Raw genomic sequence first — 17,141 nt, 5'->3', positions numbered from 1 at the left:
TTCCGAGGCCCGTTGCACCAAAACCGCACCGTGGCGACGAGCGCTTAGCGTCCGCAGACCGTTAGCGCCTTATTTGCAACATTCGAAAGCCTTCCTCGGTGGGAAACGTTTCATCCGCAAATGCCTCCGGGCGAATTGCGCCGCCCGTGGAAGCTCGTCGCATTTCGCGTGGGGATGGCGTGGCTGCTCTGGGGTGCGCTGACGCTCGACATCGGGGATTGGGATGTCGGCGTGTCGATTCTGATGGTCGCGTTCACCTACCTGCTGTCGCCCATGGCAGCGCGGATCCTGATGCGACGTCAGTGGCGGTGGTTCCCGCTGAGCCTGTTCGTCTGGTGGTGGTGCGTCGACGGCGTGTACATGGCTTGGCATCTGTCGATGGGCAACCCGATCTACCGCGAGGCAAACGCTTACGCGTCGACGTGTCTGTTCTGGTTGTGCGGGTTCATCTGGATGCCGCGCGCCTCTGCGCGAGCTTGTTCGCAATCCCGGCCGCGTCCGGTTCTGAATTGATCGGTGGGTGCAATAGCCTGCGTGATGGCCAACGGCGGCTGTCGCTGTGCCCGTAAGGATGCCGAGTAGGCACAAGAAGCAACGACGGCATGACTTCCGGCACGCAAGAAGGTGGCTCGCGAAGCCGCGGTGATTCGGAGGACATTCCCAGCGGATGTACGATTGGACCCAGTTGAGCAGTTCGTGCGTCGGCTGGATATGCGCTGGAATATGGCGGTTGCAAATATCGTTATCCTGCTGGCTTCGGCGTCATCAAAGCGTTCTGGAAATTCAGTGAGGCAGAAGTGACCAAAGCAAACCAGGGTAAAGAGGATGCAATCCGAGTGTTGGTGTTTGGCTCGACAGGGGTTGGAAAGACCAGTCTCTGCAACCTTCTGGTGGGCCGGACACAGCCGTGTCACAACGGCGCTCTTGGTGTGACGTCGCGAACCCACACCTACGAACCGTTCAAGTTAAAGGGCCGCCAAGTCATCATGGTGGACACGGTCGGTTTGCACGAAAGCAAGCATGGAACGGTCCCCCCTGAGAAGGCCGCTACGCAGATCCTGGAATTGCTGAGCCAGTCAAAGAATGGCTTCAGCCTCATCATTCACGTGGCAACGATCGGTCGCATCACGCAAGAGCGAGACCAGGACTACGAGTTCTTTGTGGAGAAGATGTGCGACCGAAAGATCCCAGCCTTGCAGGTATTGACCGGGGCCGAGAACGAAGCGCCCAAGATGCAGAGTTGGGTGGAAAGTAATCGCGAAGCGTTTGGACGCTTCGCATACGCTGACATCATTGCTGTTTGTTGTGCTTCTGGCGGCCCGCTCGAGCAGCATTACGCGCCGCTTCGGAAGGCCTCACGCGCAATCGTGGGCAAAGCAATTCTGGCTCATGCGCTCCCAGTGCCATGTTTGCTCTACGGCAACGCCAGTGTTAAGTCCATAGGTGATTTGTTTGACAAGCTATGGAACGGTTTTGTCGAGTTGGCCGGTCTGCCTGCCGCATTGCGTCGAAAGGGTAACGAATCAGTCGCAGGTCTGTTGCAACGTATGGGCGTGCCGAATGACGTCGTCGACCTACTACGGAAACACCTGCCAGATCTGATCGAGGAATATGGACCGGGGATTGTTGAGGGGCTGCTGGACAAGATCCCGGTCCCGGGGATCGGCAAAATGGGTCGTTTCGTCACGGCAAAGCTGATCAAGACTGTGCGTCGCAGCACCCCGGAAGGCGGAGACACATCCGAGGCGGCGCCTACGCAGTCAAAGTCCGGGAAGGCTACTTGAAGGGCGGGATCCGCGCACGTGCCAACTCCAGCAGGTCTGGCCAGTAGTTCAGGATCACCCATGTCGAGATCATCGCGACCAGTACAACGATGTGGCCCAGCATCCCGCGTGCATTGAAGACCCCGAAGTACTGCCCGCCAGCAAGCAGCAGGTTCTTCTTCTGCCGACTGTAGTTGCGATACTCCGTTACGGCGCGAATGATGATCCAGACACCGTGGCCACAGGCGATTGCGAGAACGGTTGTGCGGAAGATCGCAAGCAGATCGAGTTCGCCGTGCAGGGCCCGCTTGTAGATCAATGAGAAGAAACCTATCGCGATGGCTGCCACCACACCGACCGTTGCATTGCGCAATGCGGTCTGCTTTTGCTCCATTGCGGCGTCCGATAACTGGCTTCGAACCTCGTTCAGCTTGTCGGTGATCAATGCCGCTGTCTCGACTTTCGCCTTTTCAATGCGTCGATCGACCGCCTCACCGAATTTCTCGGCCGCATAGTCGATTAGCTGTTCGACGTCATGGCGGGTCAGCGAGCGTTGCTTGGAGACCTCTGTTCCGATCGAGTCGATATGCTGCTGGATTTGCTGGCTAGCGTTCTCGATCGACTTCTCGACTACGACGCCGAACTGCTCGATTTCTTCTTTGAACCAATTGGCCATACCGGAAGACTCGGAAATTGAGAGGCGGGTTTTAGGCAGAAAGGACACATTCTGACACAAGGTATTGCCCGGTCACGCCACGGCGAGCTGGCTGGATGATGGAGTAAGTCGCACCGACGTCAGCCGATTTCTGCTCAACGCGGGGTGACTGAACCTCTTCTGCGCGACGCGACATAGTTCACTCAGTATCGGCGTTTGCGACGGGTCGCGACCGTCGGCCAGGGGAAGTCAAAGCGACCGATGTAGTACGTCGCCTTCAAGTACGCCAGATCGGCTTCCCAATCGGATATTGCCAACTGGTGACTCTCGCCTTTACGCCGCTTTGCGTTCCGTGCAAGCGCGGCAATGGACTCCGCCATTTTCTGCAAGCGGGCGGCTGAACCCTGTTCCCCCCATTTGTGCAGATACGCTGTGCAGAAAACCTGCGGCAGCCGGTTTGCAAAAATGAAATCAAGGCGGCCGTGACGCTCGTTGGCGGGAATACCTTTTGTTCCAACGTGATAGCCACAGTAGCCGAGGATGCCGTTTCGATACTGGAAGTCAGTCGAATCAAGCTTACCGGAGGCCTCGCCGGCCTCGGTGCTCGGCCAACGGAACGGCGGGAGGACTTCTAGAAGCCTCTGCTGAACATCCTGCATGAGCGCCTTGGCTGCAAGGGATTTTCGCTGGCTCAACTCCAAAATCAGTTGAGCCAACACCGATGGATTTGACGCGTTCTGCTCAAGGATTGTGCGCAATGCGTCGTGGCGTTCCCGAATGTACGGGCGTGAAGCGGAGAGAGTCGTCATGAGAACTGCTCGCTTTCGAAAGAGTTCGGAAATGTGGCGTGGCACCGCTTCAGCGGCGCCGAATCCTGGCGGTTCGATGCCCGACGGTGATGACATCGCCGTTGTCGCTTGCTTCGACCAGATAGCAGTCGAGGAACGAGCGCAAACAACGCAGGGGTTCACGACCGAAGGTGCGTTCCATCTGCCGCAGGCTTCGTTTGGAAAAGAACCTGCGGACGGCGCCGTGACCGTCATAGGCAAGCTCGCCGTAGTCAAGGAGCCAGAGATCAATGAGCGGGGGAACGCAACGTTGCTGCGCCCGGTTCCTTGCGTGGTTGGTGTTCATCGATGCCTCCTTGTGCGCTTTGGTGAAAGGCATTCTTGCAGCACTTTCACCTGAGCGAAATGGCTGCAAAAGACGTGTTTCGCACAAAATAATCCTACATCCATGAAGTTCCTAAATTTACTCGTATCGCGCGCACGCGCGTTAATGGCAAAATGCGTAATTCGCAGTACAAACCACATCAAGTTTTTTTATGAACTACGGTGAAGTAGAAAGCAGGTTCAAAGAAGGCAGCATCAAAGAGGTGTTTGTACTTCGGTGCTATCGCAACCCCGCGTTGAACAGAGGTGATCGCTCTAACCGAGATATCGGATTGAAGTACCTCGTGGTCTTCATCCCAAGCGTTCCCAACCCCACCTCCTACCACTACCTTCTCTATCGCGATCGGCTCGCCCTACGACGCGAGCCTCGACTGTTCAGGACGCTCTTTACGGTCTCTAAGGCGATGCAGGAATGGGGAATCCGCGAGTACTCGATACTGGACTACGCGTGGTGCAAGTCATTTGAGGCGACATTCAAGGAGTTCAGTAAAAGCATGCGGGATCGCAAGGTGTTCATTGACGATGTCGAAAAGGACATCAGACGCGCACTGGAATGGGATCTCTCCCGGGAGTCGTAGGAACTCCCCTGAGCCGCTGCAGCGCCATGCCCCCATATCCGAGTGTTACGCTTCTGAATCGCCCCGGACTCCCTAGACACATTCTTGCCTCACACCGAGGGCGCTGTTCGCCATGTGAGCCCACAACGCTCACCAGCCACGATCGAGGCCTTTCTGTCCTGTAGGCCCGTCGCCCATCACGATCGTCGGCGTTCGCTGGCTGGCGATCACGTAGTTGGCCAGCGGCGGCTTCCAGTCGGGATCGAATAGCTGCGGGCGGAAGTACTGATGCTTGGGGCTCAGCGTGTTGGAAAGATCCTTGTCCGCATCGGACCGGCCCGGCTGAATCGTCGGTCTACGGGGCGCGTACACAACAGCTCCACGCGCACGCCGCGATCGCCTGCCGGTTCGACTTCTGCCTGGCACAGCGAGAAGGGTGGCTGCGCCGCAAGCGCCAGCGTCCCTGCTGCCTCGTCCATGATGCGGCGCACTTCGTCAATGCGGATCCCAAAAGGTGCATTGGCCATGAGGCGAAGTTGCTGCATGACGCGATCGACGCCTCCGGTGGGCGCGTCCGAATTGAACGCTTCGGACAACACTGGTAAACCAGTAGCTCTCGCATGCAAAAGCAGTCAATTACGGATCATGGTTTGACTCCAGAAAGGACTCAGCCTCTTTGGACCCGGCTTGGCCGGTTGCCAGGGTCTGCCCCCGGTGACTGAATCGCCCGCACGTGGAGCAGAAGCGGCGATGAGCCCATCGTGTGGACGGGCCGCGCACATTTCAATCCACTTGAGGCCGCGGGTGACAATTGTCTGCGTGACGATTCGCATACAGCGATCCTCACTTTTGCGCCAGATCATGTCGCTGGGATCCGCAAGCTCATGCAGTGAGCCTCGCTGCTTGAAGAATCTCCCCGACCGACTTTCGGGTATGACGGTCGTCCGCCCTTGGACGACCGGCCCGTCGCATTCAGGGAGAAAACCATGAAGAAGTCCCTGCTGTTTGGGATGGCGTTCGTCGCCATCGTGTTGTCTGCATGTGGAGGAGGGGGAGGCGGCGGAAGCTCGACCGTTACACCGCCTACGCCCACTCCAACGCCGTCGAGTTACACAGTCTCAGGTGCAGTGGTGGTTCCCTCGGGCATCATTACCGAGGGGGACACCAACGATACCCAGTCGCCCCTGCATGCTAATGACACCGCGGCGACCGCAGAGCCCATCCCCAATCCTGGCATTGTCGCGGGCTTCGCTTCAGCCGTGCCGACTGGTGTTGTGGGGGACCGTTTCGAGAACGTGGCCGACGAGTGGGATTCGTTCAAGATTTCGCTTGCTGCCGGTCAGATCGTGGCGCTGGAGGTGTCCAACTGGGACGCCTTGCAACCAGGACGCAATGACCTCGATCTCTTTCTGTTCGACAGCAACCTCAAACTCGTCGCGAGTTCAGAAGGCGTTGAGCAGTACGAGGGCTTCTATGTGCCGGCCGACGGTAACTATTTCGTCGTTGTCCGTGCCATCCACGGTGCCAGCACCTATCAGTTGTTCGTTGCCAGTGCCGATCAGGTATCGGCTCAAGCGGCAGCGACGGGCCTCAATCGTTTGGGTGATTTCGTGCCCGGTGAGGCGGTCGTGACGGTTCAGCCTGTCGCACAAGCCAAGGTGGTCGGGATGACACTGGATCGTGTCGCATCAAAGGATCAACCGATTTCCGGCGCAACCATAGTGGCAGGACAAGCCAATCGTGCCATGCGCGTGCAGTTTCCGCGCGCCGCGGCCAAGACCGTGGGCGTTGAATCGCCCGAACGTGAGCCCTGGAGTGGCCAAGCGATGAGCCCAGAGGAGTCAGCGCGGGCTGAAACGATTCGGCAGATCAAGGCGCTGCGTGCGTCGAGCGATGTGCGCTCCGCCAGTCCGAACTATCGGGTGAGCTCCAGTGCCGTTCCCAACGATCCGTTCTACAAGCTGCTGTGGCATTACCCGCTGATCAACCTGCCTGAGGCCTGGAACATCACAGACGGGTCCCGAAGCGGTGCGCCGGTGGTGGTTGCGGTGGTCGATACCGGGGTGGTGCTGACGCATCCGGATCTCGCCGGACAACTGGTCCCTGGTTACGACTTCGTCAATGATGCGCGTTCGTCGCGAGACGGGGACGGCATCGACGCCGATCCTTCGGATCCAGGTGATCTGGCGCACGGCGGAAGAACCTCGAGCTTCCACGGCACTCATGTCGCCGGAACGATTGCGGCGAAGACGAACAATGGTCTGGGTATTGCGGGCATCGCCGGTGGGGCGCGCGTGATGCCGGTGCGGGTGATGGGCGCCGGAGGGCAGGGTACCAACTACGACATCCTGCAAGGCTTTCGTTTTGCCGCGGGTCTGGCGAACGATTCAGGACGTGTTCCGGCGCAGCGTGCCGATATCGTGAATATGAGCCTCGGTGGCCCCGGCTTCGATCAAGCCTTTCAGGACGCGATTACCGCAGCACGGGCACAGGGCGTGATCGTCGTGGCTGCAGCCGGCAACGAACACACAGAGCGTCTGTCCTACCCTGCGTCCTACAGCGGCGTCATCTCAGTGAGTGCCGTCGGGCCGGACCGTAGCCTGGCCGAATACTCCAACTTCGGTTCCCGTATCACGGTCGCCGCGCCCGGTGGAAGCCAGTACCTGGACGAAAATGCGGACGGTCGCCCGGATCAGGTGATCAGCACAGTGGGCGTCGATACCAGCGGCGCCCCGGGATGGAGCTACGACGCAATGGCGGGTACTTCGATGGCCAGCCCGCACGTCGCCGGTGTCATTGCCCTGATGCGCGCAGTCAATCCGGGCATTACGCCTGCGCAAGTGGATCAACTGTTGGCGTCCGGCGCGATGACGGATGACATCGGCGCCGCCGGTCGCGATGATCAGTTTGGATATGGGCTGATCAATGCGTACAAGGCTGTCCTGGCTGCGCAGAATCTGGCCGTCGCGGCGCCCGTTGCACCGGTATTGTCGAGTTCAGAGAAGCTGCTGTCCTTTGGCGCCGCGCGGGTTCAGATGAGTTTCGAACTGCGCAACGTTGGCGGTGGCGCGCTCTCGGTGACCTCAGTGACCACCAATGCCCCGTGGGTGACGGTCGCGCCCAGTTCGGTGGATCGAAACCGGCTTGGTGCGTACTCGGTGACGGTCGATCGGGCGAAACTCTCCGTCGGCGCACATCGCGCAGTCATAACGGCGACCGGTTCAACGGGCGTCGTCTCGGTTCCGGTGAGCGTCGTGGTGTCCGCAGGGGCTTTCCCGGGTAACGCGGGTCTGATGACGGTGATGCTGGTTGATCCGCTGACCCTGAAACGACAGTACGGCACCGCAATGCTTTCATCGAACGGCACCTATGCTTTCTCGATGTCTGGCGTTGCGCCGGGCACGTATGTACTGCTCGCTGGCAATGATCCGAATGCGAGTGGTTACATCTGCGAACTCGGGGAGTTATGTGGAGTCTGGCCACTCAAGGCGAGTCCGCAACTGATCAACGTGTCAAGCAATCTAGTCGGGTTGAACTTTGCCGTGCTGCCGGATGACACGTCGATCTCCAAATTCGGTAGTGCCAGCGTGCAAGCCGCTAGTCCATTCGAGCGACTGATTCATGCGGCAGAGGTGTCAAAGCACTGAATCGCTAGGTGCTCGGGGGCGATTCCCGATTCCAGCGATGCCCGAATCGGTCTCGCTGGATAGCGCCTCGTTGTGAGCGAAATGAGTCCCTAGGTAAATGCGAGGGGTGTATGACGCCCAGACCTACACGGTAGTCGTCGCCATATTTGAGGCTGATATTGATTGAACGAGGTCACTGACACGTCATTCAGATCAACAGCGGGGAGCATGCGAATTACATAACGGTGTGACATCTAAGAGAGCGACGGTGGAACCGATCTGCGCCGCCCCAAAAGGTTAATCGCCCTTACGCTGCCCTCTCAGATGTCGCTGCCATCTTTTGTGCGGCGTCACCCGAATCGCTATGATCCTGCTCAAGCATTATCTTGAATCGAATTGCTTGCTCCGTACGGTCGCATAAAGTCTCCGAATGGTCTGTGACGGCTAGTGCGCGCTCCACGTAAATGGTCGCCTCGCAGCGAGTGGACACGCCTTGCGCATAGTTAGCGTCGAATGTGCTCGCCGTGCTCTGGATCAAACCAGGGTGCCCGTTGCACGGCGCTCAGATCGCCGGCTATCGCGCGAGACCTGCCGTACTGGAATCTAACGAAGATACGACTTCAATGACGACCTCTTGATGGAACTTATCGACAACATTAACCGCCTGCTCGGCGACGACCTAAAGCAGACGCTCAAACCCGGTGCTCGCCTGAAGATCGCGGCCTCCTGCTTTTCGATGTACGCGTTTGAAGCGCTCAAAGCAGAGCTGGAAAGAATCGACGAGCTGCAATTCATCTTTACCTCGCCGACGTTCACCGCCAACGAGGTCACCGACAAGATTCGCAAGGAACGCAAAGAATTCCACATCCCGAAGGCTGACCGCGAGCGGAGTCTGTACGGGAGTGAGTTCGAGATTCAGCTCCGCAACAAACTGACCCAGCGCGCAATTGCAAAAGAGTGCGCGGACTGGATGCGGCGCAAGGCAACGTTCAAGTCCAATCGCAGCAAGGCACCGATGCAGCAGTTCGCCTGTGTTCAGGCTGCCGCCGCAGAGACTGCCTACATGCCATTGCACGGCTTTACCGCAGTCGATCTTGGCTACCAGCAGGGCAACGCTGTCTCAAACCTCGTCAACAAGATGGACGAGCCGACCTTTACGGCGACCTACCTCAGTCTGTTTAACCAGATCTGGCAAGACCCCGAGAAGCTGGAAGATGTGACGGCCCAGATTTGCGACCACATTGCGTCCGTGTATCAGGAAAACTCTCCCGAGAGCATCTACTTCCTGATGCTCTACAACATCTTCAATGAGTTTCTGGACGACATCAACGAGGATGTCCTGCCGAACGACCGCACGGGCTACCAAGACACGCTCATCTGGAACAAGCTCTTCAACTACCAGAAAGATGCGGCCACTGGGATCATCAACAAGCTGGAAACCTACAGCGGTTGCATCCTGGCCGACAGCGTTGGCTTGGGCAAGACGTTCACGGCCCTGGCGGTCGTCAAGTATTACGAGCTGCGTAACAAGTCAGTCCTGGTGTTATGCCCCAAGAAGCTGGCGGACAACTGGCTCAACTACAACCGCAACCTTAAGACCAACATCTTTGCCCGCGACCGGTTCAACTACGACGTACTTTGTCATACCGACCTCAGCCGCACCAGCGGCGAGTCGTTTGGCACACCGCTGAACCGCATCAACTGGGGCAACTACGACCTCGTCGTCATCGACGAGTCGCACAACTTCCGCAATAACGACGCCTACAAGGACAAGGAAACCCGTTACCAGAAGCTGATGAACAAGGTCATCAAGGAGGGCGTGAAAACCAAGGTGCTGATGCTTTCGGCTACCCCGGTGAACAACCGCTTCAATGACCTGCGCAACCAACTGGCACTGGCCTACGAGGGCGACTCCGAAAACCTCAGCAAGAAGCTGCGCACCGGCAAGACGGTAGAGGACATTTTTCGCGGTGCGCAGGCCAGCTTCAACGCATGGGCAAAGCTTCCACCGGAAGAGCGCACAGCGCGGGCCATCCTGGACTCGCTGGACTTCGACTTCTTCGAATTGCTCGACAGCGTCACCATCGCACGCTCGCGCAAGCATATCCAGACGTTCTACGACACCAAGGACATTGGCCAATTCCCCGAGCGCCGCAAACCCTTGTCGTTCCACAGCCCGCTCACGCAGCGAACGGACGTGATGAGCTTCAACGAGATCTTCGAGCAACTGTCCCTGCTCAAGCTCGCCGTGTACGCCCCGATCAGCTACATCCTGCCAAGTCGGCTCAAGAAGTACGAGGAAATGTACGACACGCAGGTGTCAGGCGGAAAAGGCAAGCTCAAGCAAGCTGACCGCGAAAAGAGCCTGCAGGCGTTGATGACCACCAACCTGCTCAAGCGTCTTGAAAGCTCGATTGAGTCCTTCCGCTTGACGCTCCAGTCCCTGCGTGCGAACCACACGAATACGCTGGCCAAGATCAGCACGTTCAATCAGACCGGCAACCTCAGTGGCATTGACAGCAGCATCGATGACCTGACCGGCCAGTTGGAAAACCTCGACGCAGACGACGACGACCTACCCAGCATTGGGGACAGTGAGATCGGCGGCAAGGTCAAGATCAGCCTCGCCGACATGGACTTGCCTTCTTGGGAGCACGAGCTGAAGGTCGATCTGGAAATCATTGATGCCTTGCTGGCGTCGATGAACAAGATCACGCCTGCCGATGACGCCAAGCTGCAGCACCTGAAGGCACTGGTTCTGGAGAAGATCGCAGGACCGATCAATCCCGGCAACAAAAAGGTGCTGATCTTCACCGCCTTTGCCGACACCGCTGACTATCTGTATGCCAATTTGGCTCCGGAGTTGCTAGCCAAACAGACCCTGCACAGCGCGAAAGTCACCGGCAAAGGTGCGCCGAAGTCCACGCTCAAGAAGAGCTACGACTTCCAGGAACTGCTCACCCTCTTTTCGCCGCGTTCGAAGGAGAAAGCCATCGTGCTGCCGAACGAACCGGCAGAGATTGACTTGCTGATCGGGACTGATTGCATCTCTGAAGGCCAGAACCTACAGGACTGCGACTACCTCATCAATTACGACATCCACTGGAACCCCGTTCGCATCATCCAGCGCTTCGGCCGTGTGGATCGCATCGGCTCGCCCAACAGCAGTATCCAGCTGGTCAACTACTGGCCAGACATCTCGCTCGACGAGTACATCAACCTCAAGGAGCGGGTTGAGAGCCGGATGATGATTGCCGACGTCACAGCCACCGGTGACGACAACGTGCTGAGCGCCCAAGCCAACGACGTGTCCTATCGCAAGGAGCAACTGCGACGTCTGCAAGAGGAAGTGATTGAGCTGGAAGACCTGAAGACCGGCGTCTCGATCACCGACCTCGGGCTCAATGACTTCCGCATGGACTTGCTCAACTATGTGAAGGCCGATGGCGAGTTGAGCAACGTGCCAAGCGGGATGCACGCCGTAGTGCCTGCCAAGCCGGAGTTGGGCCTGCGCCCGGGCGTGATCTTCACGCTTCGCAACCGCAATCCGAGCGTCAATGTTAGCCAGCACAACCGGCTGCACCCTTACTACCTCGTCTACATCAACCGCGAGGGTGAAGTTATTCACGACCACACCGAGGTCAAGCGCCTGCTCGATCTGGTGCGCACCTGTTGCAAGGGGCAAGCCCAGCCCATTCCGGATGCCTGCCGCCTGTTCAACAAGGAAACGGCCGATGGCCGCAAGATGCAGGTGTATTCGGACCTGCTTGGCAAGACCATCCGCTCCATGATCGAGGTGAAGGAGGAGAAGGATCTGGACAGCCTGTTCAGCGGCGGCAAGACCACCGCGCTGGTCAATACCATCGCCGGGCTGGACGACTTCGAACTGATCACCTTCCTCGTAATTCAGGAGGCCGGATGAGCCTGCCCGCCCGATTCGAGTCGAATGCCGCGTTCATCAACTACCCGAAGCAAGCCGCTTTTGGCCGTACCCTGCCAAAGAACAAGATCTACGAACACAGCGGTGCCAATACGAGGCTGAAGGACTTGTTCGTCGAGCAGGTGGAGCAGATCGTCTGGCAATACAAGTTGGCACCAGAAACGATCAACCTGCCCGCCAAGCCGGGAGTACCAGAGCTTCAGATTTTCTCGATCCAGCTCAAGTCATCGGAGCTGAATCTGGACGTTTTGCGCTGCATCGATGGCGCGGTGCAGTTTCCCATCATCTTCGAGCTGAGCTTTGATGGCCGAACACAGGTGATTGCCGCGTACAAGCGCCCGAACGAGTCAGACGCTAGCCGTTGGGTGCTGAGCGACTACTTTGCAACGGCCTGGTTGCCGAGTGACTGTGAGCGCGCCGCCATGCCCTTGGCACTCGACTTGGGCGGCTTGTATGAGCAGGCGCTTCACCGCCTGATTCCCACGCCCGCGCGCCCACAAGAAAGCCTCGCTGACTTGGTCGCCCGCGTTGAACAGGTTGCAGCCAAGCAGCGTGAGGTTGAGAAAGCCGCCAGCCGACTTGCCAAAGAAAAACAATTCAACCGCAAGGTAGAGATCAACGCGCACTTGCGGCAGCTTAAAAACGAACTTGAAGAATTGACCGGGAGGGAGAGTGCATGACGCAGAGCCTGAATGACGAATCGAGGAAACACATCGAGCAGGTCGCTGGCGAAGCGTTGGCGCAACTCGAAAGCATTGCCGAAACGGCCAAGAGCAAGCTGCACGATGGGCGGACACTGGGTTCCGATGCGCTGGCAAGCATCAACACAATGACATCCAGTTCAGCCATCCAAAGGCTGGATCAGATTAGTCAGGCAAACCGCGAAAGCTATCAGGTACTGGTGACAGAACCTGCAATCGCCCGCGTTGTGGTGGTCGATGAAGAGGGAGAAGAAAAAACCTACTACATTTGCCGCACGACGCCGGTATCGGGCTTTCCCAATTTGGCCAGCTACCGCGCGCCGGTTGGACGCCTGGCCTCACTGGCAATTGGCGCAGAGTTCACGCTTCCCAATGGAACCGTCGTTGAGGTTCTTGAGCGGGCCCAGCTTCGGCCCAATGCGCTCGCCGATGGGTGGGACTCTCGCGATACCGTTGTTGAAGCTGAGCATTTTGGGCCGTTCACCATCGAGTCGCTGCGTGCGCTGCTGACCGAGGTTGCGGGGGAGGAAGTCACCGAAGACATTCTTGGCCAATTGCTGGCCGAGGAGACCGTCAAGGCCAACATCATCGACGGTGTTCGCCGCAGCGTCATCACCAAGATGGGACTGCGGGATCAGCCCATCCTCGATCAATACCAGGACGAGATTTTCCGCCTCCCGCTCGACAAGCGCCTGTTGATCCTGGGCCCGCCTGGTACAGGCAAGACGACCACCCTGATCCGACGCCTCGGCCAAAAGCTCGACACCGCCTTCCTGGAAGAAGGCGAACAACGTCTGGTTGAAACAGTCGCCTCAGCCCAAGGCATTGCGCACGCCAACAGCTGGCTGATGTTCACGCCCACGGAATTGCTCAAGCAATACCTCAAGGAGGCATTTGCGCGTGAAGGTGTTCCCGCCTCGGATCTGCGCATCAGAACGTGGCAGGACTATCGACGCGAGCTGGCCAGAAACGCATTCGGCGTCCTCAGAACGGCTTCTGGCGGCGGTACCTTTGTCCTGAAAGACGGATTGACCAGCCTGAGCGAGACAGCACTGGAGCGTCCCATCCAATGGTTTGACGATTTCGACGCATGGCAGCGCAAGGCCTATGTGCAGGAGCTGCACGATGCAGCGACCCAGCTCCACGAAGCCAAAACTCCCGAAGTCCTGAACCTCGGCGCACGTCTGCAAGGCATCTTGTCGCGGGCGGCCGATGGCGCACTGGCGACGATGTTTGGCTCGCTGGCGGTGGAGATTGCCAAAGTACAGGCACTCGTCAGCAGTCTGAAGGAAGGCTCCGACGCCAAGATCAAGGCCGCTCTCAACCTGCAGCTCAACCGCAACCGAGCCTTTCTGGACGAGTTGGCCCGCGTAATAGACAGCCTGCAACAAGCGCAAGCGACTGATGCGGACGACCAGGACGACCCCGACGCTGATGAGGAGGAAGACGCCACGGCACCCCGCACAGGCCGTGCCGCCGCGCTCAATGCCTATATGCAAGCCGTGCGTGCCCAAGCCCGGGCGGCAGCATCGAAGCGCACAGTCAGCAAAGCCTCCCGCAACGGCAAGATCATCGAGTGGTTGGGGGATCGTGGTCTGACAGAAGCGGATCGCGCCGAGGTGGGGGCAAGCCTTCTGGTGCAGGCCAGCGCACGCCGCTTCGTCAACCCGGTCAAGCGCTACCTCGACGGCATCCCGAAGCGCTACCGTGCATTCAGGCGCGAACGCCAACCGGCAAAGACCTGGTATCGCCACGAAGGCTTTGAGGCGCGCGACATCCACCCGCTGGAGTTGGACATCGTCTTGCTCGCGATCTTGCGCGCTGCAAGCGATCTAATCAGTCGGCCCAATGTTCAGCGCGACATCGATAGTCCCGCGTGGTCATCGCTCCAGCCCATCCTGGGGCATTACCGCAACCAGATCCTGGTGGATGAAGCAACGGACTTCTCGCCCATCCAGCTTGCGAGCATGGCGGCGCTAGCGCATCCGCGACTGCGCTCATTCTTCGCCTGTGGCGACTTCAATCAACGCCTGACTACCTGGGGCGCACGCTCTGCCGACGACTTGAAGTGGGTCTTCGCCGATTTCGACATCAAGGAGATCACCGTCTCCTACCGGCAGAGCAAGCAGCTGAACGATCTGGCCCGCGCCATGATCCGCGCCGTCGGTGGTACCGAGCAAGACGCCAGCTTGCCTGCGCATATGGACAGTGTCGGCGTTGCGCCAGCCTTGCTGGAGCAAGCGACCAACGCAGAAACCATTGTCGGTTGGCTGGCGGATCGCATTCGCGAGATTGAGCGCTTTGTCGGTCAGTTGCCATCCACTGCCATTTTTGTGAACACCGAGGACGACGTCGCTCCGGTGGCCGACGCGCTGAACGCCGCTCTGGCCGAGCACAACATCCAGGTCATCGCCTGCCGAGAGGGCCAGGCTGTGGGTCAGGAAAGCAACGTGCGCGTGTTCGACATCCAGCACATCAAGGGTCTGGAATTCGAGGCTGTGTTCTTTGTCGGCATTGACCAGCTCGCCACGCTGCATCCAGCGCTGTTCGACAAATACCTGTACGTCGGCACCACCCGCGCAGCCACCTACTTGGGTGTGACCTGCCAGGGCACCTTGCCATCCGCCATAGAAAGTCTGCGCACGCACTTTTGCCAGGACTGGCAACAAGGCGACTGAACATACCAATACGAACTTGAATTGTGAGCCGCCAAATACTGGCGACCAGAGGAAAAGAACATGGAAAAACTAAAAATGCGTTCACCCAATCTCACGCAGGACAACATCGCCCGTATTCGTGATCTGTTTCCAGGCTGCGTCACCGAAGCCAAGGGCGAGGACGGCAGTGTGAAGCTGGCGGTGGATTTCGACCAGTTACGGCAAGAGTTGGCCGAGTCGATTGTGGAAGGACCGCAGGAGCGCTACCACCTGAACTGGCCGGGCAAGCGCGAAGCCTTGCTCACGGCCAATGCGCCGATTGCCAAGACGCTGCGCCCCTGCCGCGATGAAAGCGTGGACTTTGACACCACGAAGAACTTGTTCATTGAAGGCGACAACCTCGATGCGCTGAAGCTGCTGCAGGATAACTACCTCGGCAAGATCAAGATGATCTACATCGATCCGCCGTACAACACAGGCAACGATTTTATCTACGAAGATGATTTTTCAGAAACGCCAAGCGATTTCTTGAAACGATCAAATCAAGTCGATGCCTCCGGAAATCGGCTTGTAATCAACGCCGAGTCAAACGGACGATTTCATTCTGATTGGCTATCCATGCTGTACCCCCGGCTAAAGCTTGCCAGAAACTTCCTCAGAGATGACGGAGTGATCTTTGTCAGTATCGATGATGTGGAATTCCCCAATCTTCGCAAAATTCTTGATGAGGTTTTTGGAGAATCCAATTTTCTAGCTACGCTGGTATGGGATAGAAATAGGAAAAATGACGCCAAGTATTTTTCCGTAGGCCATGAATACATGGTCGTTTATGCAAAAAACGAGCCTCTTCTGTCGGAAAATCAGATCATTTTCCGTGGCGAGAAAGATGGCGTCGAGGATGTGCGGAGTGAGTTTGACCGCCTCAAAGCTATCCACGGAAGCGACTGGGCAGCGGTTCGCCAAGGATTGCTTGAGTTCTATCGATCCATTCCAGATGATGACTCAAGAGCGCCACTTAAACGATTTACCAAAGTTGATGGTAAAGGACCGTACAGAGATGATGGAAACATCAATTGGCCTGGCGGTGGCGGACCGACTTATGAAGTAATTCATCCGGAAACGAAGAAGCCATGCAAGCTGCCAACAAGCGGGTGGCGTTATCCGAATCCCACTCGATTCTGGGAAGAGGTTGCGAAAGGGAGAGTGGTCTTTGGGCCAGATGAGACCACCGTTCCGCGTGTGCGAACCAACTTGTTTGAAAACTCAGATCAGGTAATGACGAGCGTTCACTATAGTTACGCACAAACATCTGCGAACGAATTTAACGCCATTTTCGATGGTCGCCGAGTATTTGAGAACCCAAAGCCTATCAGCGATCTACGGCGACTGATTGCATATGTCACGGGACCCGACGATTTGATTTGTGATTTTTTTGCGGGATCAGCAACTACGGCGCACGCCGTGATGAAGCTAAACGCTGAGGATGGGGGCAATCGCAGACACATCATGGTGCAGGTTGCGGAGGCTATCAATGAAAGTCATGAGGCATTTCTCGCCGGATTCAAAACTATTCCTGAGCTCAGCCGAGAGCGCATCCGCCGCGCGGGCAAGAAGGTTCTTGAATCTGTGTGCCACGAGAACTGGAACAAGGACGTCGGCTTCCGCACCCTCAAAATCGACACATCAAACATGGCCGACGTTTACTACGCGCCCGATGCGCTCGATAAGGCCAAGTTCGACCTGTTCGTCGACAACATCAAGCCCGACCGCACGCCTGAAGACCTGCTGTTCCAGGTGATGCTGGATTGGGGCGTCGATCTGGCCCTGCCTATCGCCAAACAGTCCATTCAAGGCAAAGACGTGTTCTTTGTCGATGGTAATGTACTTGCCGCCTGCTTCGATGCCAGCGGCAGCATCGACGAAGCCTTCGTGAAGGAACTGGCCAAGCATCAGCCGCTGCGTGTGGTGTTCCGCGACGCGGGCTACAAGAACAGCGCGGTCAAGATCAACGTTGAGCAGATTTTCAAGCTCTTGTCGCCCGCCACCGAAGTGAAATGCATCTGAGGGGCG

The 17,141-nt window shown here is 57.8% G+C and carries 12 protein-coding genes; 8 read left to right on the top strand and 4 right to left on the bottom strand.

Going from position 1 to position 17,141, the window contains the following annotated elements; all coding sequences use genetic code 11:
* Positions 1 to 120: 120 nt before the first annotated feature.
* Both HH302_RS13530 and HH302_RS13525 read left to right on the top strand, forming a co-directional pair.
* The gene (locus HH302_RS13530) at positions 121 to 513 is read left to right on the top strand and encodes a hypothetical protein (RefSeq protein ID WP_172202763.1); all 393 of its coding nucleotides are present in this window, start codon (positions 121 to 123) and stop codon (positions 511 to 513) included.
* A 284-nt stretch (positions 514 to 797) separates the two neighbouring features.
* The gene (locus HH302_RS13525) at positions 798 to 1,784 is read left to right on the top strand and encodes a GTPase domain-containing protein (protein ID WP_172202762.1); all 987 of its coding nucleotides are present in this window, start codon (positions 798 to 800) and stop codon (positions 1,782 to 1,784) included.
* Here the strand turns inward: HH302_RS13525 and HH302_RS13520 are convergent.
* The 3 genes from HH302_RS13520 to HH302_RS13510 form a co-directional block, all read right to left on the bottom strand.
* Positions 1,777 to 2,439 carry a hypothetical protein gene (locus HH302_RS13520; RefSeq protein ID WP_172202761.1) on the bottom strand — a complete coding sequence of 221 codons (663 nt, stop codon included), beginning with the start codon at positions 2,437 to 2,439 and terminating at the stop codon, positions 1,777 to 1,779. The genes HH302_RS13525 and HH302_RS13520 overlap by 8 nt on opposite strands.
* Positions 2,440 to 2,621: 182 nt before the next feature.
* On the bottom strand, positions 2,622 to 3,227 hold the full coding sequence (locus HH302_RS13515) for a hypothetical protein (protein ID WP_172202760.1): 606 nt from the start codon (positions 3,225 to 3,227) through the stop codon (positions 2,622 to 2,624).
* Between the two features lie 49 nt (positions 3,228 to 3,276).
* Positions 3,277 to 3,552, bottom strand: coding sequence for a hypothetical protein (locus HH302_RS13510; RefSeq protein WP_172202759.1), 276 nt, complete (start codon positions 3,550 to 3,552; stop codon positions 3,277 to 3,279).
* Positions 3,553 to 3,742: 190 nt separating this feature from the next.
* Between HH302_RS13510 and HH302_RS13505 the strand changes: the two genes are divergently transcribed.
* Positions 3,743 to 4,168: a hypothetical protein gene (locus tag HH302_RS13505; protein ID WP_172202758.1), complete on the top strand. Its 426-nt coding sequence runs from the start codon at positions 3,743 to 3,745 to the stop codon at positions 4,166 to 4,168.
* A 129-nt stretch (positions 4,169 to 4,297) separates the two neighbouring features.
* On the opposite strand, the gene HH302_RS13500 is transcribed toward HH302_RS13505, so the two are convergent.
* The gene (locus HH302_RS13500) at positions 4,298 to 4,519 is read right to left on the bottom strand and encodes a hypothetical protein (RefSeq protein ID WP_172202757.1); all 222 of its coding nucleotides are present in this window, start codon (positions 4,517 to 4,519) and stop codon (positions 4,298 to 4,300) included.
* Between the two features lie 614 nt (positions 4,520 to 5,133).
* Here HH302_RS13500 and HH302_RS13495 point away from each other — a divergent pair.
* The 5 genes from HH302_RS13495 to HH302_RS13475 all read left to right on the top strand — a co-directional run bounded on the left by HH302_RS13495 (position 5,134) and on the right by HH302_RS13475 (position 17,135).
* Positions 5,134 to 7,794: a S8 family serine peptidase gene (locus tag HH302_RS13495; RefSeq protein ID WP_172202756.1), complete on the top strand. Its 2,661-nt coding sequence runs from the start codon at positions 5,134 to 5,136 to the stop codon at positions 7,792 to 7,794.
* 616 nt (positions 7,795 to 8,410) lie between these two features.
* Entirely contained in the window at positions 8,411 to 11,695 is a 3,285-nt protein-coding gene (locus tag HH302_RS13490) for a helicase-related protein (protein WP_172202755.1), read from the top strand.
* Positions 11,692 to 12,393, top strand: coding sequence for a DUF4391 domain-containing protein (locus tag HH302_RS13485; protein WP_172202754.1), 702 nt, complete (start codon positions 11,692 to 11,694; stop codon positions 12,391 to 12,393). The genes HH302_RS13490 and HH302_RS13485 overlap by 4 nt, the downstream gene beginning before the upstream one ends.
* Positions 12,390 to 15,092, top strand: a complete 2,703-nt coding sequence (locus tag HH302_RS13480) for an ATP-binding domain-containing protein (RefSeq protein ID WP_172202753.1) — start codon at positions 12,390 to 12,392, stop codon at positions 15,090 to 15,092. Before HH302_RS13485 ends, HH302_RS13480 begins: the two co-directional genes overlap by 4 nt.
* Before the next feature lie 60 nt (positions 15,093 to 15,152).
* The gene (locus tag HH302_RS13475; RefSeq protein ID WP_172202752.1) at positions 15,153 to 17,135 is read left to right on the top strand and encodes a site-specific DNA-methyltransferase; all 1,983 of its coding nucleotides are present in this window, start codon (positions 15,153 to 15,155) and stop codon (positions 17,133 to 17,135) included.
* Positions 17,136 to 17,141 lie beyond the last annotated feature (6 nt).

It is taken from the genome of Niveibacterium sp. COAC-50 (genome assembly GCF_013184235.1).
In the GTDB taxonomy this organism is placed as follows: Bacteria; Pseudomonadota; Gammaproteobacteria; order Burkholderiales; family Rhodocyclaceae; genus Niveibacterium; species Niveibacterium microcysteis.
Note: the sequence above shows the minus strand (reverse complement) of the source record. Positions and strands in the feature narration are given on the sequence as shown.